The sequence below is a fragment of the Dongia sp. genome, assembly GCF_041918875.1.
Lineage (GTDB): Bacteria > Pseudomonadota > Alphaproteobacteria > Dongiales > Dongiaceae > Dongia.
On the sequence record NZ_JAYRUV010000005.1, the window covers coordinates 100,251 to 119,780 of the forward strand.

The window sequence follows — 19,530 nt, forward strand, 5'->3', positions numbered from 1 at the left end:
TGATCCTCGGGCCAAGCCCGAGGATGACGATTTATGGCGTTTGCCCTGCCTGAAGGTAGGAGGGATTCGAGGGAACACCTATTTCTTCCCGCCTTCGCGCTGCAGGAGCCAGCGGATCTGGGTCTGGTCGCTGTCGATCGTGCCGATGACGACGATCTGCTGCGAACGGCGCACCTGGCCGCCGAGGCCGATATGGACGCTTTCGGCCAGAGCGAGGTCGGCGCCATCGACGCGGAGGCGCCAGCCGGAGCCCTTGGGCATCTTGATGAAGGCCGCCTGGCCGTTCTGAGTCACATTGACCGAGACCTGCGGGTGGAGGTGGAAGCGGAGCGCATAGCTATTGCCGCCGGGACCCACCAGATGTTCCTCGCCCATGAAATCGTGACCGTCGGCGGAGAGATAGAGCTTGCGGCGATGCACCAGGCCGAAGCCTTCCTCGTACCCGTCATGGGAGGTATCGAGCCAGATCTGCCCGTCCGTCTCCTCGCGCCGGCAGGTTACAATCTCCGGCCGCAAGGCCAGACCGCCATGCGGCAGCAGCATGGCCGAATTGGTGTTATCGACGACAAGGGTCGAATGCGCGGCGGTCGTGCGCTGGACCTGGCCCCATTCCTTGCTCCAAGGATGCGCGCCGCAATTGACGATCATGCGTTCGTCATCGAAGGAAAGCTCGAAGGAGAGCGTGCCGGCATGGGCGTGGGCGTCGAGCCCGTGGCGCGGCGGTGCCCCGCAATCCATGATGACGACCGTCTTGCCGCGATCGAGGCGCTGGAAGCCGGTCAAGGGCAGCTGGTTGAGCGGGCGCAATTTGTCCCCGGCGCGCTCGAACACCTGCAGGACATGGATGGGTTCCAGCTCCGGCGTGTCGTTGAAGCCCGCCAGGACCGCATCTCCATGGCTCAGCATGAGGAGGACCGAGCCCAGATTGTTGATGGCGATGGAAAGACCGTCGGGCAGCTTCATCCCGGCCGAAATATGCACGTCCCTGAGGTCGATGAGATGCTGCAGCAATTCCAGCATCAATTGCGGCGAGCGTTCTACATGGCCGCCATCGGCCAGGATCTGTGCCGCCAGGGTGGGACCGAGCAGCGCCTGTCCCTTGGCCAGCCATTTTTCGCCCCTGGGCAGGATGAGCCCGGCCAGCATCAGGCTGATGATGGCCTTTACCAGCGCCGCGCCCGCCAAGCCGTCGGGCAGTGCGCGGGCGAGATGTTCGGCCTGGCGCGAGAGCGAGAGCAGCAATTGCGAACGGAAGAGCGCGTCGCTGTTGACCTCGAGATAGGTGTGGTTGAGGAGGATGTTGCGCAGGCGCGCGGCCAGGATATCGGCGCGCCAGGCGAACTCGCCGTAACGCTCGTTCTCCTCCATCCAGCGCGTGGTGAGCTGCTTGGCAAGCGCCCGGGCCGACGGGCCGCCCACGGAGCGAAGATCGTTGAGCCAGGCGAAGGAATTGACGATTTCGCGCCAGCCATCGCTCATGCCGATCGGATTGCCGAGCGGCTTTGGCCCCCGCACCACTTCGCCGGCGAAGCGGAACTCGTCGCCGAGCAGCAGCAGGCCCGCCTGCGGATCGCCCGGCCAGGGTTCCGGCGAGGGAACCTGCAGCTCGCCCGCCGAACGCTTGCCGAGCGTCAGGTGATAGAGGCCGCTCCCGTAGACCGGCTGCATCAGCCGGCGCTTGCAACGTTGCCAGATGAGGCTGCCGGGCAGCGAAAAGAAGGTCTGCAGGCGCGGGGCAACGAGTTTCGGGCGCTGGTTGCCGCGGCGCTGACCGCCTTTTTTCACATCGCTGTTGCTGCCCTCGGCCATTGCGGCGCCGGGCCCGGTCTTAAGCGCGCAGGCCGGCAATATTGCCGGCGTAGGATTCGGGACCGCCCCTGAAGGTCGCCGTTCCGGCCACCAGCACATCGGCGCCGGCCGCCACGACTTGTTTCGCCGTCTCGATGTTGATGCCGCCATCGACTTCGAGGTCGATGATTCGGCCGCCCTGCGCGGCACTTACCTTGTCGATGCGGCGGCGAATCTCGGCGATCTTTTCCAGGGCCGAGGGGATGAACGCCTGGCCACCGAAACCCGGATTGACGCTCATCACCAGGACGAGGTCCAGATCGGGCAGCAAGTAATCGAGTACGTCGATCGATGTCGCCGGATTAAGCGAAATTCCCGCTTTCTTGCCCAGGCTCCTGATGAGCTGGACGGTGCGATGGGGATGGGGCCCTGCTTCCGGGTGGAACGTGATGATATCGGCCCCCGCGGCGGCGAATTCGGTGACGAAGGGGTCGACGGGGGCGATCATCAGATGCACGTCGAAAGGAATGGCGGCATGGGGCTTCAGCGCCTTCATGACGGCCGGTCCGATGGTGATATTGGGCACGAAATGCCCGTCCATGACATCGACATGGACATAATCGGCCCCGGCGGCCGCGATGGCGGCGACTTCGGCGCCCAATTTGGCGAAATCGGCCGACAGGATGGAGGGTGCTATCTTGGTTTTCTGCTGCATGGCAGCCTAACTAGCATCCGCCCCGAGTTGCAATCAAGGATGGGGCAAAACGAACCCCCCTCTCCCCCGAAGGAGACGAGGGAGGTGTTTCGCCACCCCCATGCATGCCACCCCCGCATTCCTGGCCCTTTGCCCGGGAGCCGGCTTCCCTATATTGCTGAACGCAACAGTTCTGCCCCGAGGAAGCCCAGCGCCGATGGCCGCCACCCATTCCCACGCCCGCCAGCCACAGGCGGGTGGTGATACCAACCAGCATACCCAGATGCAGGCACTGCGGGCCCTGCTGCCCCATTTGTGGCCCAAGGGGCAGTGGGACCTCCGCGGCCGGGTCATCCTGTCGGTGCTGTGCCTGATCATCGCCAAGGTGGCCAATGTCTACGTGCCGATCCTGTTCAAGCGCATGGTCGACGCGCTGGGACCGCAATTGGGGACGGCGGGCGCCACCGCCACCAGCCTGGTCGGTATTTCGCTCGGCCTGCTCATCGCCTATGGCACGGCCCGCATCGTCAGTCAGGCTTTCGCCGAATTCCGCGACGGCATCTTCGCCAAGGTGGCGCAGCGCTCGATCCGCGCCGTGGCCCTCGACACCTTCCGTCATCTTCATTCGCTGTCGCTGAAATTTCATCTGGAGCGACAGACCGGCGGCCTCAACCGCGCGATCGAACGCGGCGCCAAGGGCATCGAGTTCCTGCTGTTCTTCGTCCTGTTCAATGTCATCCCGACCTTGATCGAGATCGGCATGGTCTGCGTCATCCTGTGGTCGCTTTACGACTGGATCTATGCCGCCGTCACCTTCGGCACCATCGCCATCTACATCTGGTACACGCTCAAAATCACGGAATGGCGCATCAAGTACCGCCGCGACATGAACGAAAGCGATCAGATCGCCAACACCAAGGCCGTCGACAGCCTGCTCAACTACGAAACGGTCAAATATTTCGGCAATGAGGAGCATGAGGCGCGGCGCTATGACGTGGCGCTGCAGGCCTATGAAAAGGCGGCGATCAAGAGCCGCACCTCGCTCGCGACACTCAATGTCGGGCAGGCCGCCATCATCGCCATCGGCCTTGTCCTCATGATGGGCCTTGCCGCGCGCGGCACGGCCACGGGGCACCTGACGGTGGGCGATTTCGTCCTGGTCAACGCCTATCTCATCCAGCTCTATCTGCCGCTGAATTTCCTCGGCACGGTCTATCGCGAGATCCGCCAGTCGCTCATCGACATGGAAGCGATGTTCGCGCTGCTGAGGGTCGATATCGAAATCGCCGACAGGCCGGGCGCCAAGCCGCTTTCCATCACGGCGGGCGAGATTCGCTTCGACAATGTCGAATTCGGCTACGATTCCAGGCGGCCGATTCTCAAAGGGGTGAGCTTCACGGTCCCGGCCGGGCACAAGCTCGCCATCGTCGGACCGTCGGGTGCCGGCAAATCGACGCTGTCGCGCCTGCTGTTCCGCTTCTATGACGTGAATGCGGGCCGCATCCTCATCGACGGGCAGGATATACGCGAGGTGACGCAGCAGAGTTTGCGCGCCGCCATCGGCATCGTGCCGCAGGACACCGTCCTCTTCAACGACACGGTCGCCTACAATATCGCCTATGGCAAACCGGGTTCGTCGCAACAGCAGATCGAGCAGGCGGCGGACCTTGCCCATATTCACGATTTCGTCGTGAAACTGCCGGACGGATATCGGACGATGGTCGGCGAGCGCGGGCTCAAGCTTTCGGGCGGCGAGAAGCAGCGCGTGGCGATTGCCCGCACGATCCTCAAGGACCCGCCGATCCTGCTCTTCGACGAGGCGACGTCGGCCCTGGATTCCCATACCGAACGCGAAATCCAGGACAATCTCGCCGAAGTGGCGCGCGACCATACCACGCTGGTCATCGCGCATCGCCTGTCCACCGTCATCGATGCCGACGAGATCATCGTGCTGGACGACGGCCGCATCGTCGAACGCGGCCGTCACGACGCATTGCTCGTCCAGGATGGCCAATATGCGGCCATGTGGCGCCGCCAGCAGGAAGCGGCAAGACGCGAATTGCTGGGCGAAAGTGCGGGCAGTAAAGTGCCGGCATGAGTTCTGCTAGCGATTCGACCGTCGCCACCCATTGCGCCAGGATCGTTGCCGGCGATCGCCGGGCGCTGGCGCGCGCCATCACGCTGATCGAATCGACCAGGGCCGATCACCGCCGCACGGCCGAGGCGCTGATCGAGACCTTGCTGCCCAAGAGCGGCAAGTCCTTGCGCATCGGCATTTCCGGCCCGCCGGGTGTCGGCAAATCGACCTTCATCGAAGCCTTCGGCCAATATGCGATCGAACAGGGGAAGCGCCTCGCCGTGCTCGCGGTCGATCCCTCCTCGCGCCTTTCCGGCGGGTCGATTCTGGGCGACAAGACGCGCATGGAGGCCCTTTCGCGGGCGGAAGCGGCCTTCATCCGTCCCTCCCCCGCCGGCCTTACTTTGGGCGGCGTCGCCAGGCGCACGCGCGAAGCGCTGCTGGTCTGCGAGGCGGCGGGGTTCGACCTCATCCTGGTCGAGACGGTGGGTGTCGGCCAGTCGGAGACGGCGGTCGCCGAAATGGTCGATCTCTTTCTGCTGCTGCTGCTGCCGGGCGGCGGAGACGATCTCCAGGGGATCAAGCGCGGCATCATGGAACTGGCCGACCTCATCGTCGTCAACAAGGCCGATGGCGATTTCAAGGCGGCGGCCGAGCGCAGCGCCGCCGATGTCGCCAATGCGCTGGGCCTGATGCAGCCCAGGCATCCCGGCTGGCGGCCCGAGGTGCTGCGCTGCTCCGCCCTCAGGAACCAGGGCATCGACGCGATCTGGGCCCGCAGCCAAGCCTTCGCGGCTTCGCTCAAGAAATCCGGCACCTTCGACGCCCAGCGCCGCGACCAGGCCAAGGCCTGGCTGTGGCACGAACTTTCCGACAGCCTCCTTGAGGCGCTGAAGGCCGACCCGCATGTGGCGGCCAAGCTCGGGACCCTCGAATCCAAGGTCGGCGCCGGCAAGATGGCGCCGGGCACCGCCGCCCGGGAGTTGCTGGCTGGATTCCTGCGCAACTAACGGTTTTTATTGAGCAATATGATCTAATTCCCGGCGGAATGATTTGAATTCGGCAATTTTTCCCTGTAATCCGCCGATTTTCCCACGAAATTAACTATTCATATACTAGCCGATCTCTACATTCCAAAACTTGTCATACAAATGTGCGGCATCCCGGCAGATCGTTTATGACGCCGGCGCCGCTATGATACGGCTTTAAGAATTTGGGGATTGGGTGACGAAATGGGGAAGTCGTTCGGAATTGCCGCCAAACTGGCGCTGGCCATCGCGCTCTTCACGCTGCCGGTCGGGTTCACGATCAAAGAACTTTACGAATCCCAGCAGGTCGCGATCGATTTCGGCAACAAGGAAGAACAGGGCAATCTTTACTTGCGTGAGTTGCGCAAGGCCCATGGCGCGCTGCGCGATGGCGAAGATTCCGGAAAGATTGCCGGCACGATCACCGAGGCCGAAGCAGGCTTCGGGGCCGACATGGTCACGGCCGAGCATGTCGAGGCTGTGACTGCGGCGCTCAAAAGCGGCGACCGCGACGCCAGCGCTGCCGCCATCCGCGCGCTCATCGTGCAGGTCGGCGACAAATCGAACCTGATCCTCGATCCCGATCTCGATTCCTATTACGTGATGGATCTGGTGCTGCTCAAGGTGCCGGACCTGCTGGATCGCGTCACCCAAGTGGCTGGCTACACACGCAGCCATCAAACGCCGGCCGAGGGCAGCTACACGATCAACGACGTGGCTGAGTTGCTGAAATTGGATGGCGGGTTCCAGACGGTGGTCGAAGCGGCCGCCGGATCGCTGGGCTCCGCCTATAACGGCAGCAAGGTGAATCTTTACGGCCTGGAAGGCATTCTCCCCGACCGCCTCGGCAAGACCTATGACGCAATGACAGCGGCCCTGACCGCCTTCGCCGCCACCTATATGAACAGCGAGCTGGCCGGCGGCAAAGAGAAGCTGGATGTCGCCGCCGTCACCGCTGCCGAAAAGAACGCCCGCGAGGCGATCCTTGCCTTTGGCGATGCCAATGACGCCGTCTTGGCCGAATTGCTGGATGCACGCGTCGGCAGCTTCGTCACCAATCGCATCGTCACTTTCGCCATTACCGCGCTGCTGTTCGCACTCGCCATTTTCGGCACCGTCTGGTTCATCCGCCGCAATGTGACGCGGCCCGTGGTGGAGCTGGCCGGCATCATGGACAGACTGGCCGAGGACCGCACCGATATCGACGTGCCGCTGGTTGCGCGCGGCGACGAGCTTGGCCGCATGGCGCGCGCGGTCGAAACCTTCCGCGTCGGCATCGGCAAGCGCCTGGAACTGGAAGGCGCCGCCCGGGCCGAAGCGGCGCGGCGCGAGGCGCAGATCCGCGAGATTCAGACCCTGTGCAGCGATTTCGACCGGACCTTCGTCTCGACGGTGGGCTCGATGATGGGAATCGCCGGCGATCTGCGCCAGGAATCGCAGGTGATGCGGGAAGCCGCGCAGACTTCGGGCGCGCAGTCCGAGGAAGTGTCGCGCCTGGCCGCCACCGCCGCCGGCAATGCGCAATCCATTGCCGGGGCGATCACGGAAATGTCGGCCTCGATTTCCGAGATCGGGCGCCAGGCGGAAACCGCCACCGTCACCGCCGAGACGGCCGTGGCGCGCGCGTCCGAGATCGGGCGCATCGTCAACGGGCTGACCGAGGTGGCGGGCCGGGTTGCCGGCGTGCTGGGCCTCATCCGCGATATCGCCGGCAAGACCAACCTCCTTGCCTTGAATGCCACGATCGAAGCGGCGCGCGCCGGCGATGCCGGCAAGGGCTTTGCCGTGGTGGCGACCGAGGTGAAGAGCCTTGCCAACCAGACGACCGACGCCACCGCCGAGATCGAGGCGCAGATCGCCGGCGTCCAGCAGACCGCGCAGGAAGCGGCGGCCGCCATTTCCGAGATCACCGACGTCATCCACGGCATGAACGAATCGACCGGCGCCATCTTCGCCGCCGTCACCCAGCAATCGGCGGCGACGCAGGAGATCGTGCGCAACGTCACCGAAGCCAGCGCCAAGACCCAGGAAGTGGCCAGCGTCATTTCCGAGGTGAAGGCCGCCGCCGATACGACGGGCGAGCGTTCCAGCCATGTGCTGGAAGTGGCGGGCTCGGTCAACGGCCAGGCCGGAACCCTGAAATCGGTGGTCGAGCAGTTCCTGGGCCAGCTCATCTCCACCGCCGGCCGCGATCCCGCCCAGCGTTCGGCCTAGGAACCGGCCGCGATCGCCATTTTCAGCCAGCGGCGCAGATTGGCGAGCGGCGCACGGCGCCCGAGCGGTTCGCGCCAGTGCAGGCGGTATTCGCCGAGCGAGACCGGCGGCAGGTCGAACGGCTGCAGCAGGCGTCCCGCCGCCAGCAGATCAGAAACGAAGCGCCGCTCGACCAGGGCTACTCCAGCGCCGGCCATGGCGGCTTGAATGGCGGCATCGTCGATGTCGAAGCGCGGGCCGCGCGACAGCGGTTTCCGGCCCAATTCCCGGTGAAGTCCCTGGAGGCCGGCAAAGCGCTGCCAGTCCCAGGCGTCCGGCGTGCCAAGGACGAGCGGCAGCCGCGCCAACTCCCCGACCGGCAGCGGCACCTTGCGCCGCCCCAGCAATGACGGCGCGCAGACCAGGATCGAGCTGTCGGCGAAAAGACGTTCGCTATGGCATCCGTCCTCCCGGGTCTCGCCCGTCCCCGCTTCGTCGCCACGGTGGAAGAGGATGGCAAGGTCGGCCTCCTCCCGGCTGATGGCCGTGCTGACGATGGCAAGGTCGAAGGCCGCCCTGGGCAAGGCCGCGCGGAGGTCCGCGTAGCGCGGCAACAGCCAGCGCAGATAGAAGGAGGCGGAGACATGGAAGCGGAGGCGGCGCCCGTCCTCTTCCACCATCGCCCGCGCCAGGAGCCCGAATGCGCGCGCCGCCGTGGCGGCCAGGCGCCGGCCGGCTTCGGTCAGTTCGACGCCGTGCGCCAGGCGTTCGAACAGCGCCGCCCCCATCGCCGCCTCCAGAATCCGCACCTGGCGGCTGACCGCGCCGGGGCTGACGCCGAGTTCGGCCGCGGCCGGGGCAAAGCCGCCCCGGCGCACGGCGGCATCGAAGGCGCGCAAGGCATTGAGCGGCGGCAGCGCGCGGGATGGCGGCGCCTCAGGCTCAGTTTTCCTGAGCCTTGCCGATTTTTTTGGCGGTTGCGGATGGTTCGTTCTTTTTGGCATGACGGCATGATGCTGAGCCAAGGAGGAAACGGTCAATCGTGAACTCGACCACCCATGCACCCGGATTTGCCATCCATCCCGCCCTTGGCAGCCTGATGGCGGTCGCCGCCGTGACCGCCGGCGTCGGCATGGATGTGCTGGCCAAGGTCGCCGCCTTCGATGCCAGCCCCGCCCAGGTGACGCTGCTGCGCTGGATCTACGGACTGGCGACGCTCATCCCCGTCCTTGCCATCATGCGGGTGCGGCCCGGCCCGGTCTGGCGCCCGATCCACCTGGCCCGCGCCGCGCTCAACCTCGTCGCCAGCTTTTCACTCTATTACGCCCTGGCGCATCTGCCGCTGTCGCTGGTGGTGGCGATCTTCTTCCTGGAGCCGCTGGTGGCGCTGACGCTGGCGGCCTTGTTCCTGGGCGAAAGGGTCAGCCGGGTCTGCCTTGCCGGCATCGGCATAGCCGCCCTGGGCATCCTTGCCATGACCCTGTTCGACGGGACGGGTCTTTCGGATTGGCGCCTGGACCCGGCGCTGCTGGTGGCATTTCTGGGGGCCCTTGCCTGGGGCACGATGCTGGTGATGACCCGCTCCGTCGGCCGCCAGGAGCCGGTCCTGGCGCTGATGTTCTGGCTCTCCGTCCTCACCTCGCTCGGCATGGCGCCGATGGCCCTGCTCGACTGGCGGCCGCTCGGAGCCGAGGCGCATCTCCATATGTTCGGCGTGGCGCTGCTGGGGACGCTCTATGGCGTTCTCGGCATCACGGTGCTGCGCCTGGCGCCCGTCCGGGTCAAGGCCGCCAGTTCCTTCCTCAGCCTGCCGCTGGCCTTCCTGGCCGGTTTTCTGTTCTTCGGCGAAATTCCCAATGCCGAAGTCGTGCTGGGTGGTTTACTGGTGGTTCTGGGCGTCTATCTGGCCCTGCGCCGGCCTCGACCGGAACGGGTTCCGGCGCCGGAATCGCCTTGACGCCAAGGGCTTGGCCACGTAAAAACCGCCCCGAGCTGGCCGGACCCTGTTGTCTCCGGCCCCTTTCTTTTGGTTAAGTGTTTGACTTAGAAGGATTACCGCCATGTCCCGGCGTTGCGATATCACTGGCAAGGGTGTGCAGACCGGCCACAATGTGAGCCATGCCAACAACAAGACCAAGCGCCGTTTCCTGCCCAACCTGCAGGAAACCAAGCTGCTTTCGGACACGTTGGGCACCCAGGTCCGCGTCAAGCTCACCACCCATGCCCTGCGCTCGATCGAGCATAATGGCGGCCTCGACGCTTTCCTTGCCAAGACGGCCGACAAGAACCTGCCGGCGGAAGCCAAGCGCCTGAAGCGCCGCATCGAGAAGGCCGCCGCCAAGGCCGCCGCCTGAAGTTTCTCGTCCTAGCGACGATGCGCAAAGGCCCGCATGCAGATGCGGGCCTTTTTTTATCCCCGCAAAGATGAGGGGCCCACCCCGCGCCCGGCGCGGGTTGTGAGAGCCACGGGGGCTGGCTAGATTCTCCGTCAGCACAACGCCATCAGACGAGTTCGATCATGAGCAAACCGGCCCCTTACCGCCTGCAGCAGACCCTGCCCGCCGATGCCCCGGTGGTGGCAGTGCCGATGTGCGTCAAATTCATCGACGGGCAGAACTACCATACGGTGGGCGAGAAATACCTGACCGCCCTCATCGAGGGATCGGCCGTGTATCCGCTGTCCTATCCGGCCCTGGGCGCCGCCATGCCGGTCGAGGCGCTGCTCGACCATGTCGACGGCGTGCTTTTTACCGGCAGCCCCAGCAATGTCGCGGTCGAGCATTACAATGGCGATCCGGACCGGGACGACAGCCCGCAGGATCCGGGCCGCGATGCCGTCACCCTGCCGCTGATCCGCGCGGCGCTGGCGCGCGACATTCCGCTTTTTGCGATCTGCCGCGGCTTCCAGGAACTCAATGTGGCCCTGGGCGGCACGCTCCATACCCGGATTCACGAATTGCCGGGGAAACTGGATCATCGTGGTGCCGACGGTTCCTATGACGAGATCTACAAGCCCGCCCACAAGCTCGAGCTTGAACAAGGAAGCAGCTTTGCCGGAATCCTCGATGCGCGGGAAATCACCGTCAATTCGGTACATTGGCAGGCGGTCGACCGCCTGGGCACCGGACTGGCGGTGGAAGGTCGCGCGCCCGATGGGGTTATCGAGGCGGTGCGCGTTCAGGGCAAGCGTTTCGCGCTGGGCGTGCAATGGCATCCGGAATATCGCTGCATCGACAATGCGGATTCGATGAAGCTGTTCCGCGCCTTCGGCGACGCCGTGCGGGCCTATGCCGCCCTGCGCCGCGGCAAGACCAGGCCGCAAAAGGGTGCGGCCGCCTGAGGCCGCGACATTGCCGATCGTCCGCTTCCGGCGCCGGATGCACCGGCGAAACTTGATCATATTCCCGTGAAGCGTGGATTCGCGCGGCGATTCCAAATACTTCCGAGTTATGCAGCGCTGCATGCCAGAATTGCATTCTTTTGGAACCGCACCCCTTGAATTCGGGTGTATCAGGATCATCTAAGTTCCATGCGAATGGCGGCAGTTGCAATGATTGTCGCCAGCACCGGAAGCGGTCTCCCCCACCGTAACCGGACTCCGCTAACACGGAGTGTCGAACGCCCGGTCCTCCCCTGACCGGGCGTTCATATTTTCCGGGCGTTCATATTTTCCGGGCATGGCATCGCCCATTCCTGTGCAGGTGTTCAACTATCGGGGCCGCGCTGGACGCGCGCCGATTCGCCGTGCAATTCCAGCCTTCTCGCGACACCTCATCCGCCGGACGGACCAACGATGCGCATCGCCACCTGGAACATCAACTCATTGCGCCTGCGCATCGACCTGTTGCGCCGCCTGGCGCAGCAGGAAGGACCCGACGTCATCTGCCTGCAGGAGATCAAGGTCGAGGACGGCCTCTTCCCGCTGGATGCGGTAACCGCATTGGGCTATCCGCATGTGCGCTTTCACGGCATGAAGGCCTATAACGGCGTCGCCATCCTTTCCAGGATTCCCTTCCGCGTGATGGACCCCAAGGATTGGTGTCTCAAAGGCGATGCGCGCCACGCCCATGTCGTGCTGGACGGCGATGTCGAACTCCATAATTTCTACATTCCCGCCGGCGGCGACATTCCGGACCCGGACGAGAATGTCAAGTTCGCCCACAAGCTGCGGTTCCTCGATGAACTGCGCGACCATTTCGCGGCCCATGCCAAGGCCGGCGCCTCGGCCAAGGGCAAGGCGATCATGGTGGGCGACCTCAATATCGCGCCGCTGGAAGAAGATGTGTGGTCGCACAAGCAGTTGCTGTCGGTGGTCAGCCATACGCCGATCGAAGTCGAAAAGCTGAACGCCGTGCAGAAGGCCGGCAAATGGATCGATGCCGTGCGCCAGGTCACGCCGCCGCCGATCAAGCTCTTTTCCTGGTGGAGCTACCGTTCGGCCGACTGGACCAAGAACGACCGCGGGCGGCGCCTGGATCATATCTGGGTGACGCCGGCCATGTCGAAGCGCGTGCGCCATGCGACGATCCTCAAGGACATGCGCGGCTGGACCCAGCCCAGCGACCATGTCGCCGTCATCGTCGATATCGATTGAGAAAATGGGGATGGCTTACGGGCCATCCCCTTCAGGCGTCACAGGGTACGGTGGTCGGGGTAGAGAGAGGTTCGGTGCTCCCGGTCTTGGTCGCTCAGGTCAGCCGCAATTCCTCGTCGATCCGCTCCATCAGATAGAGCGCCACCGAGAGGTGGCCAGGTTCGCGCAATTGCTGCCGGGCGAGCTTCACCAAAGGCAGCAGGCGCTCATGCGCATCGGGCGAAGCGCAGACATAGGTCATGGCGCAATCGCCCGCCTTGATGAAGCTCTCCACCATCTGCGCGCGCGCGCCGACCCAGTCGAGATGACGCCCGAGCTTCCGGGCCCGACGCAGGTCGCGCGGCTGGTCGTGAATCCGGTCGAGCAGGCGTTCGGCAATCAGCGCGTACAAATCCGCCAGGGCCTGCAAGATCCTGGCAACGTTCTGGGTGTCGATGGCGAGGCTCTGCATGCCGGCGCGGGAAACGACCGGCTGCCTGCCGCCCGACAGCGTCGCAAGGACGCCCTTCGCATCGAATTTCCGGCTGGTCTGTCTGACTTGTACGCCCATGTTCCTTCCCCATATGGTCCGCAGACGATCCGATCTGCAGGCACAGCATCGTATGGGGTCTTGAATAACTGAAGCGAAGCCTGTGATTCTTTCCCGCCAATCTCTACCCGATTCACGACAATATCGAGCCCATGAGCACGGCACGCCCTACTTTCACATCTGCAAGATTATTTTGATCGGCCAAGCCGGTTTTCGCGCCAGACATAAGCGAGCAGCGTTGCGAAAATGAGGCCGCCACCAAGCAGGGTCGGCGCACTCGGCGTCTCGTTGAATAGCAGCCAGACCCAGAGCGGTCCCAGCGGTGTTTCGATGGCACCCAGCAGCGCCGCTTCGCTGGAGAGCAGCCGCTGCGCGCCCTTGGCGTAAAGCACGAAGCCGACGCCCGAGGTGATCGGCCCGAACATGGCGAGCCAGAAGATATCATGCGGCGTCACCGCCAAGGGTGCCGCGAAGGGCAGCGCCATCGATGCGGTAAGCAGGCAGCCGCAGGCACCCACGGCCACCATGGGGAGATCCGGATGACGCCGCACATGCACCGTGATGAGTGCCATGAGGAAGGTCATCGAGAGCGCCAGAACATCCCCGTAAATATTGCCGTCGAGCCCGCCCGCCGTGCCGGCGCGGAAGGAAGGCGTGACCATGATGGCAATGCCGATCGCGGCGGCAAGGCTGGCTATGAGCGCGCCGAGGCTGGGCCGTTCGCCAAGCATGAGGAAGGCCAGCAGCGCCGCGGCGAATGGCGCGGCGGCATAGATCAAGGATACTTTGGCGACGCTGGCGAGGCTGAGGGCGGCGATGAAGGCCAGCATCGCCAGCGCCGTCAGGGTGACGGCGGTCCAGAAAGGTGCGCGCGCCACATGCAGAACGCGCCAGCAGACAGGACCGTCACGCAAGCGCATGAAGATGAAGAGCGCGACGGCGCCCAATCCACCGCGCCAGACCAGCATGGTCCACAGATCCGCATCGACGACCCGCGTGAAGAAACCCGCCGTGCTCCAGGCCAGGGCCGCGCCCAGCACCAGCCAGATGCCGCGACGCCGCTGGGCCCGGACCTCAATGCGCTCTTCGTCCAGCTCCTGGGCGATTTCCATGGGAAGGGCTTGCTCCCGGAACCGATGACAATCGAGAGCGGACAATCTGGCACGGACCGGGTCCGGCGGCCGAGCCTGCACAATCGTGCAAATCCGACAAAGGATAGCCGGATCAGGTCAGGCCAGTTCGCGCAAGATGGATTCGCGCAAGACAGACGGGCAGGTCCGCCTTGGCACCGGCCGGCAATACCACCAGCCAATCGGCACCGCGACGGATCGCGGGCAGGGCACGGCGGCGCAGGGAGGCAAGGTCATGCTTCTGCCCATGCCAGGGACAATGCCATTGCCGGTCGCGGCAATCGTAATGACCCAGGGCCAGCGGCCCGCCACGATGCGGGCAGCGGCCGGGGACGATGGCCGGTGCGGCACCCGGAGCGCTGAGCAGGAAGGCGCGCGTCTCGCCGCACCAGATTTCGCGCTGGCCGCGACCGAGTTCGACAAAGAGATAGCCGGTGCCCGCCGTCATGGCCGATCCTTATGAACCCGGTCCTTGTGAGCAATAAGGATGTCTTCGTAGAGCGTGTCGGGGGTCGGCAGTTGCACGACCCGGTCGAACCCCGCCGCGCGCAGGAGATCGGCGAGCTCGCCAAGGTCGAAGAGATAGGATTGGCGCACCTGTTCATAAGTGCGGCCCTCGATGGTCACCATGTTGACCCAGGTCTTGATGCGGCTCTCCCAATCGTAGCTCATGTTCCAATGCGCCTCGGCCTCGCCGGCGCCAAGGCGCATCCGCCCGACGAACATCGGGCAGTAGCTGTTATCCTTGCGATTGTTCTTCTGCAGGCCGATGAAGAAGCGCCCGTCCGCCTTTGTCACCGCGTGGAAATTGCGCAGGACGCCGACGATGCGGGCGAAGATCGCGGCCTTGCCCTGGCGCATGGCGCCTGGAACCCAGCTGTCCATGAAGCCGATCGCGGCATCGACGGCGAGTACGCTGTCGAAGCGGCGGCCGATGCGCCGGGGCAGTTCCTGCCAGCGCGCGCGGATGAGCTCCGGCTGCCACTGCCCCGGATCCGCCCGGCTTTGCAGCGCCGCGCGGAATTTTTCCAGCAGCTCGGCATCGGCATCGGCACCGGTGAGATCATCGAATCCAAGCGTGTGCAATTCGATCAGCGGGAAGCCGGTGCCGCAGGCGGCATCGAGGATGGATTGCGCCGGCGTGCCGAGCGCCTGTGCCAGCAGCGCGCCGAATTCACGGCGATAGGCTGGCGTGTGCAGCAGCTGTCCGCTGATCGACCACATTTCGGCGAGCGGCAGCGCCTCGTTGCCGGCGCGGCCCGCGATCGGGGCATCGGCCGTCATGCAAGCACGCCTTCCGGCTGATGCACGAGTTCCGCTGCCGTGCGGCGCAACAGCGGCAGTAGCGAGCGCAACGACGCTTCGTCGACATTCTCGCTCATCACCTGCGCGCGCAGCCAATAGGCGCCACGCGCCACGCAGCCGGTGAGATAGGCGTCGGGGCCAGCGGCGAGCCTGTCTCGGATCCGGCGATTGAGCCGGTCCGGCGTCGCTGCACCCAGCCCGAGCGGCGCATAGCGGAAGCAGACCATGTTGAAGGCGGGCCTGCCCAGCGTCTCGAAATCCGGCGCCGCATCGAGTTCATGGCCAAGGAACGCCGCGAGGTCGCAGGCCCGGTCGATGCGCGCACCCAGGCCGGCGAGGCCATAGGCCGAAATCGCGGCATAGAGCTTGAAGGCCGCAAAGGTGCGCGTGCAGGCCAGCGTCCAGCGCAGCGGCTCGGCGCCGTCTTCCATTTCGGCAAGGGCCGCCGGATCGGGGATGACGTAATCCGCCCGGCCCAGCCCGACGGCGAGACTGGCGGCGAAAAGCGCGCGGTGGCGACAAAGCAGGACGGCGCAGGGTGCCGAGACGAAGAACATCTTGTGCGGATTGATGATGATGCTGTCGGCGCGCGCGAGGCCGGCAAGCAGCCCGCGGCGACGCGCGCTCAGCAGGGCGGCACCGCCATGGGCGGCATCGACATGCAGCCAGATGCCGCCGGCCGAGGCGAGGCCGGCAATGGCATCGAGATCGTCGAAGGCGGCATTGGCCGTGCAGCCGGCATTGGCGACGATCGCCATCGCGGTCCCACCGGCGCGTCGGATCGCATCCAGGCGATCCGCCAGGGCTGCCACATCCGTGGCGAGATCGGCACGGCAGGGAACGGTAACGATCCTGTCCGGCGCGAGACCCAGGATGTGATGGGCGCGGGCCAGCGTGTAATGCGCATGCTCCCCGACGACGAGATGCAAATCGCGTGCGGCCCGGCCCGCCGCCAGGGCGCGGTCGCGCGCCGCCAGCAGAGCCGTGAGATGCGCTTCCGCCCCGCCATTGACCAGGGTGGCAACCGCGCTTGCGGGATAGCCCGCAAGCTTCTTCATCCAGCCCAGCACGCGCTGCTCGACGGCGACGGCGTAAGGGCCGCCTTCGAACATGCCGACGGTGGGGTTGAAGGCGGCGGTGGCGAAATCCGCATAGAGGCTGGCAAGGCTGGGTGCCGGACGCTGGTGGCCCAGATGCAGCGGATGGCGGTAGTCGCGGGTGAAGGGCAGGAACTCGTCGCACAGGATCGCGCGCAGGCGTGCCACGCCGCCGCCGTTTTCGGGCGCATCCGGTGGCAGCAGCGCATCGATGCGGGCCCGCTCCAGCGTCGCCACCGTCCGTGGGGCCGGCGCGTAATGGCGCGCGGCCAGCAGGTCCGCCGCTTCCAGCAGCAGTTCCCGCGCTGCCCGCTGCGGCAGCTCGAACGGCGTGGCGCCGAAATCGGCCCGGCCCGGGCAGTTCAAGCCGCCACCTCAGCCATCGGCGCCCGTGTCAGGCCGGCCGCCGCCTCGGCCGGCAGGATCGGCTGGTGATAGAGGCAATCCACCGACGTGACGACCGACCCGTGCAGCCGGCCCCGCGGAATGAAGAGACAATCGCCGGCGCAGAGCTTCACCGCGACGCCCGCCGATGGATGAAACGTCATGGTGCCGCTTTCCAGCAGCAGCAGGCGGTCATCCGGGTGGATGTGCGTCGTCGAGCGTTCGTCGAGACTTTCATGGAAGGTTTCGCTCCGCAGTGCGCCGGCGCGCCAGGCGGCGATGTGCGGTTCGAGCCGCGGATCGTTGCGCGCGAGCGATCCGGCCCAGGCCAGCTGGCTTTCCAGGTCGCGGTCGGCCTGGGCCTGCAGCAGGCGGAATTCCTCGAACCCCCGCAGGATGCCGGCGATGGCGCGGGCGCCATAGGCGGCGATGGCGGGTTCGATGAGGCGCGCCAGCACCATGCCGCGGTGATGCCGGTCGATGTGGCGATGCTCGTCGAAATAGCGTGTCTCGACACGTTCGCCGAAGATGCGGCGCAAGGTCCGGCTTTGCCGGCCCGTGATGTTGACGAGGCTTGCCTCGGTATAAAAGAGCGCTCCCAGATAGCGGAAGAAATGGCGCTTGTTGGCGGCGACGAAATGGAAGTAGTTGCTGAGCGCCAGGCTGCCGGGCTGGTAGAATTGCCAATAGGCATGCGGCCGCGGATCGAGGCCGCAACTGGCCATCGTGGCGGCGAAGAGCGAGGAATGCTTGGCGGCATGGACGGCGGCGCCATATTCGTCGATGAGGATGTTGAAGAGGGCCGATTGCAGCGGCCCATAGGCGCCGGGCGCCAGCCGCGCCATGGCCGAGGCTTCGGACAGGAAATCGGGCGCCATCTGTACCAGATAATGCCGGGCCGCGGCTTGGGGGTCCCGCGCCGACAAAAGCGCCGTCATGACCGGATCGCCCTCATCGCACCCCGGGGCGCGCTCTTCGCGCGCCAGGAAGTCGCAGAAATAGGCCAGGGTCAATTGCGGCGACCAGGAACCTGAAAGCTCGACCTCATCCTCCAGCGCGGCAAAGGCCAGGCGTTCCAGATGCGGGCGCGCGGCGGCGGCGCAGGCAGCCGTTTCCGGACCGTAGAATTCATCGAACCGGCGCCAGTCCGGCGCCGCGTCCGTTCCGGTATCGGGCAGGAACAGGAGGTCCGTCTCGAAGGCATTGAAGAGCAGCCGGTGCAGGGCCAGGGACATGTTGCTGGCGAGGCGGTCCATTGCCAGCGGCTGGTCCAGCGCGACGAAGGAAAGATCCCTGGCCCGCGCCGGCCGGCGGAAAGGATCGCCCGCGATCACGAGTTCTCCTGCCTCGGCTTCGTTCTGCCAGGCAAGGGCGGCGAAGCGCGCAATGGCCGTGGCGGGGCATGCGATATCGGCGGGCATCGGCTGTCTCCGTGAAGGTTTTTTCAACCGAAAGAATTATTTTTCTATTATACGCGCGCCGGATTCATGCACCACAATCAGAAGGCGCAAAATGCAAGGGCGGATGCCGGCTCCATATTCCAGATGCCCGCATTTTCCAGATGCGCCGTGGGCATGGGGCGGACATAATTTTAGACCTTAGCCTTGCCCTCCAGCGTCAGGCCCGCCGATCGCCCATGACCAAGGCCCCGAAAGTGCAGGCCCAGTCCTTTTCGGCCGCGACCCGTGCAGCGATCGACGCGCAATGGTTCGACGTCGATGCGGTGCCGGTCCCGGTGCTGGTGGTGCCGATCGACTATCCGACCGACTGGCATATCGAGCCGCACAGCCACCGCAAGGCGCAGCTCATCTATTGCTGTTCGGGCGTCATGACCGTGGAGACGGCGCGCGAGCAATGGGTGGCACCCCCAAATCGCTGCATCTGGGTGCCGGGCGGGCTGACGCATGAGATCCATGTCAACCAGGCGGCCGCCATGCGCACGCTCTATGTCGAGCCTGGCGCGCGGGCGGGCCTGCCCGGCGAACCCTGCACGCTGGGCGTCTCGCCGCTGCTGCGCGAACTGATCCTGGCCGCCGTGATCACGACGACCGCGCCCGACCCGAGCGATTTCGCGCCGGGCACGCCCAACGCGCATATCGCCGACGTGCTGCTCGATCAGATCGCCGCGATGCCGACCAGCGACCTGCACATTCCCCTGCCCAGCGACCGGCGCCTGCTGCCGATCTGCGCCGCCTTGACCGCCAATCCGGGCGATCGGCGCAGCCTCAAGGATTGGGCATCGCAGGTCGGCACGTCGGACCGGACGATCGAACGCCTGTTCATGCAGGAGACCGGCCTCACCTTCCACCGCTGGCGCGAGCAGATGCGCGTGCTCAAGAGCCTCAGCCTGCTGGGCAGCGGCCGCGCCGTGAAAAATGTCGCCCTGGAACTGGGCTTCGCCAATCCAAGCACCTTCATCGCCATGTTCCGCAAGATCATGGGTGCGACGCCGGGTGCCTATCTCAAGGACGAACCGTAGATCAGGCGGCATCCTCGCGCGGGGCGGGCTGCCGTTGGATCGCGGGCTTTTCCGCCGGCTGTCCTGGATCGGGTTTGGGTGCTGGCTCGGCCGCGGGCGGGCGCGGGTGCAATTTGGGCGCGTCGCCGATGACGTCGAAATCGTAGCGGGTCATGTCCGGTCTCCTAGGGTGAGACCGCCTTCCCTCAAGATCGGCGCCCGGATGATCCACTGGCTGGAAAAAACGAAGGCC

The 19,530-nt window shown here is 65.3% G+C and carries 18 protein-coding genes; 8 read left to right on the top strand and 10 right to left on the bottom strand.

The annotated features are described in order from the left end of the window. Positions 1-78: 78 nt before the first annotated feature. Positions 79-1,809 carry a heparinase II/III family protein gene (locus tag ACE3TY_RS07125; protein ID WP_374652226.1) on the bottom strand — a complete coding sequence of 577 codons (1,731 nt, stop codon included), beginning with the start codon at positions 1,807-1,809 and terminating at the stop codon, positions 79-81. A 19-nt stretch (positions 1,810-1,828) separates the two neighbouring features. Next, positions 1,829-2,503, bottom strand: coding sequence for a ribulose-phosphate 3-epimerase (rpe, locus tag ACE3TY_RS07130; RefSeq protein ID WP_374652228.1), 675 nt, complete (start codon positions 2,501-2,503; stop codon positions 1,829-1,831). Between the two features lie 196 nt (positions 2,504-2,699). Here rpe and ACE3TY_RS07135 point away from each other — a divergent pair, with 196 nt between their 5' ends. The 3 genes from ACE3TY_RS07135 (at position 2,700) to ACE3TY_RS07145 (ending at position 7,801) form a co-directional block, all read left to right on the top strand. Next, on the top strand, positions 2,700-4,580 hold the full coding sequence (locus ACE3TY_RS07135; protein ID WP_374652230.1) for an ABC transporter ATP-binding protein/permease: 1,881 nt from the start codon (positions 2,700-2,702) through the stop codon (positions 4,578-4,580). After that, positions 4,577-5,569: a methylmalonyl Co-A mutase-associated GTPase MeaB gene (meaB, locus tag ACE3TY_RS07140; RefSeq protein ID WP_374652232.1), complete on the top strand. Its 993-nt coding sequence runs from the start codon at positions 4,577-4,579 to the stop codon at positions 5,567-5,569. The genes ACE3TY_RS07135 and meaB overlap by 4 nt, the downstream gene beginning before the upstream one ends. A gap of 222 nt (positions 5,570-5,791) precedes the next feature. Beyond that, positions 5,792-7,801: a methyl-accepting chemotaxis protein gene (locus ACE3TY_RS07145; protein ID WP_374652234.1), complete on the top strand. Its 2,010-nt coding sequence runs from the start codon at positions 5,792-5,794 to the stop codon at positions 7,799-7,801. Here the strand turns inward: ACE3TY_RS07145 and ACE3TY_RS07150 are convergent. Continuing rightward, complete coding sequence (locus ACE3TY_RS07150) at positions 7,798-8,784, bottom strand: LysR substrate-binding domain-containing protein (RefSeq protein ID WP_374652236.1); 987 nt, start codon at positions 8,782-8,784, stop codon at positions 7,798-7,800. The genes ACE3TY_RS07145 and ACE3TY_RS07150 overlap by 4 nt on opposite strands. Positions 8,785-8,822: 38 nt before the next feature. Between ACE3TY_RS07150 and ACE3TY_RS07155 the strand changes: the two genes are divergently transcribed. The 4 genes from ACE3TY_RS07155 (at position 8,823) to ACE3TY_RS07170 (ending at position 12,374) form a co-directional block, all read left to right on the top strand. Then, the gene (locus ACE3TY_RS07155) at positions 8,823-9,737 is read left to right on the top strand and encodes a DMT family transporter (RefSeq protein ID WP_374652238.1); all 915 of its coding nucleotides are present in this window, start codon (positions 8,823-8,825) and stop codon (positions 9,735-9,737) included. Positions 9,738-9,840: 103 nt separating this feature from the next. Continuing rightward, complete coding sequence (gene rpmB / locus ACE3TY_RS07160) at positions 9,841-10,134, top strand: 50S ribosomal protein L28 (protein ID WP_374652240.1); 294 nt, start codon at positions 9,841-9,843, stop codon at positions 10,132-10,134. A 164-nt stretch (positions 10,135-10,298) separates the two neighbouring features. Continuing rightward, positions 10,299-11,120, top strand: a complete 822-nt coding sequence (locus ACE3TY_RS07165) for a gamma-glutamyl-gamma-aminobutyrate hydrolase family protein (protein WP_374652242.1) — start codon at positions 10,299-10,301, stop codon at positions 11,118-11,120. A gap of 453 nt (positions 11,121-11,573) precedes the next feature. Then, positions 11,574-12,374, top strand: coding sequence for an exodeoxyribonuclease III (locus tag ACE3TY_RS07170; protein WP_374652244.1), 801 nt, complete (start codon positions 11,574-11,576; stop codon positions 12,372-12,374). 94 nt (positions 12,375-12,468) lie between these two features. Here ACE3TY_RS07170 and ACE3TY_RS07175 read toward each other — a convergent pair whose 3' ends face one another. The 6 genes from ACE3TY_RS07175 to ACE3TY_RS07200 form a co-directional block, all read right to left on the bottom strand. Then, entirely contained in the window at positions 12,469-12,924 is a 456-nt protein-coding gene (locus ACE3TY_RS07175; RefSeq protein ID WP_374652246.1) for a hypothetical protein, read from the bottom strand. A 167-nt stretch (positions 12,925-13,091) separates the two neighbouring features. Continuing rightward, the gene (locus tag ACE3TY_RS07180; protein ID WP_374652247.1) at positions 13,092-14,015 is read right to left on the bottom strand and encodes a DMT family transporter; all 924 of its coding nucleotides are present in this window, start codon (positions 14,013-14,015) and stop codon (positions 13,092-13,094) included. Positions 14,016-14,127: 112 nt separating this feature from the next. Then, a complete protein-coding gene (locus ACE3TY_RS07185; protein WP_374652249.1) occupies positions 14,128-14,481 on the bottom strand; it encodes a Rieske 2Fe-2S domain-containing protein in 354 nt (117 codons plus the stop codon). Beyond that, positions 14,478-15,317 carry a class I SAM-dependent methyltransferase gene (locus ACE3TY_RS07190; RefSeq protein ID WP_374652251.1) on the bottom strand — a complete coding sequence of 280 codons (840 nt, stop codon included), beginning with the start codon at positions 15,315-15,317 and terminating at the stop codon, positions 14,478-14,480. Before ACE3TY_RS07190 ends, ACE3TY_RS07185 begins: the two co-directional genes overlap by 4 nt. Continuing rightward, a complete protein-coding gene (locus ACE3TY_RS07195; protein WP_374652253.1) occupies positions 15,314-16,801 on the bottom strand; it encodes an aspartate aminotransferase family protein in 1,488 nt (495 codons plus the stop codon). The genes ACE3TY_RS07190 and ACE3TY_RS07195 overlap by 4 nt, the downstream gene beginning before the upstream one ends. Further along, positions 16,798-18,240 (bottom strand): iron-containing redox enzyme family protein, encoded by a 1,443-nt coding sequence (locus tag ACE3TY_RS07200; protein ID WP_374652255.1) that lies wholly within the window; start codon positions 18,238-18,240, stop codon positions 16,798-16,800. Before ACE3TY_RS07200 ends, ACE3TY_RS07195 begins: the two co-directional genes overlap by 4 nt. Before the next feature lie 215 nt (positions 18,241-18,455). Between ACE3TY_RS07200 and ACE3TY_RS07205 the strand changes: the two genes are divergently transcribed. Next, on the top strand, positions 18,456-19,298 hold the full coding sequence (locus tag ACE3TY_RS07205; RefSeq protein WP_374652257.1) for a helix-turn-helix domain-containing protein: 843 nt from the start codon (positions 18,456-18,458) through the stop codon (positions 19,296-19,298). 1 nt (position 19,299) lies between these two features. Here ACE3TY_RS07205 and ACE3TY_RS07210 read toward each other — a convergent pair whose 3' ends face one another. Continuing rightward, a complete protein-coding gene (locus ACE3TY_RS07210; RefSeq protein ID WP_374652259.1) occupies positions 19,300-19,452 on the bottom strand; it encodes a hypothetical protein in 153 nt (50 codons plus the stop codon). Positions 19,453-19,530: the final 78 nt, after the last annotated feature.

Coding starts and splice junctions, on each gene's coding strand:
- ACE3TY_RS07125 (WP_374652226.1), bottom strand. CDS start 1,809: ATGGCCGAGGGCAGCAACAGCGATGTGAAAAAAGGCGGTCAGCGCCGC.
- rpe (WP_374652228.1), bottom strand. CDS start 2,503: ATGCAGCAGAAAACCAAGATAGCACCCTCCATCCTGTCGGCCGATTTC.
- ACE3TY_RS07135 (WP_374652230.1), top strand. CDS start 2,700: ATGGCCGCCACCCATTCCCACGCCCGCCAGCCACAGGCGGGTGGTGAT.
- meaB (WP_374652232.1), top strand. CDS start 4,577: ATGAGTTCTGCTAGCGATTCGACCGTCGCCACCCATTGCGCCAGGATC.
- ACE3TY_RS07145 (WP_374652234.1), top strand. CDS start 5,792: ATGGGGAAGTCGTTCGGAATTGCCGCCAAACTGGCGCTGGCCATCGCG.
- ACE3TY_RS07150 (WP_374652236.1), bottom strand. CDS start 8,784: ATGCCAAAAAGAACGAACCATCCGCAACCGCCAAAAAAATCGGCAAGG.
- rpmB (WP_374652240.1), top strand. CDS start 9,841: ATGTCCCGGCGTTGCGATATCACTGGCAAGGGTGTGCAGACCGGCCAC.
- ACE3TY_RS07165 (WP_374652242.1), top strand. CDS start 10,299: ATGAGCAAACCGGCCCCTTACCGCCTGCAGCAGACCCTGCCCGCCGAT.
- ACE3TY_RS07170 (WP_374652244.1), top strand. CDS start 11,574: ATGCGCATCGCCACCTGGAACATCAACTCATTGCGCCTGCGCATCGAC.
- ACE3TY_RS07175 (WP_374652246.1), bottom strand. CDS start 12,924: ATGGGCGTACAAGTCAGACAGACCAGCCGGAAATTCGATGCGAAGGGC.
- ACE3TY_RS07180 (WP_374652247.1), bottom strand. CDS start 14,015: ATGGAAATCGCCCAGGAGCTGGACGAAGAGCGCATTGAGGTCCGGGCC.
- ACE3TY_RS07185 (WP_374652249.1), bottom strand. CDS start 14,481: ATGACGGCGGGCACCGGCTATCTCTTTGTCGAACTCGGTCGCGGCCAG.
- ACE3TY_RS07190 (WP_374652251.1), bottom strand. CDS start 15,317: ATGACGGCCGATGCCCCGATCGCGGGCCGCGCCGGCAACGAGGCGCTG.
- ACE3TY_RS07200 (WP_374652255.1), bottom strand. CDS start 18,240: ATGCCCGCCGATATCGCATGCCCCGCCACGGCCATTGCGCGCTTCGCC.
- ACE3TY_RS07205 (WP_374652257.1), top strand. CDS start 18,456: ATGACCAAGGCCCCGAAAGTGCAGGCCCAGTCCTTTTCGGCCGCGACC.
- ACE3TY_RS07210 (WP_374652259.1), bottom strand. CDS start 19,452: ATGACCCGCTACGATTTCGACGTCATCGGCGACGCGCCCAAATTGCAC.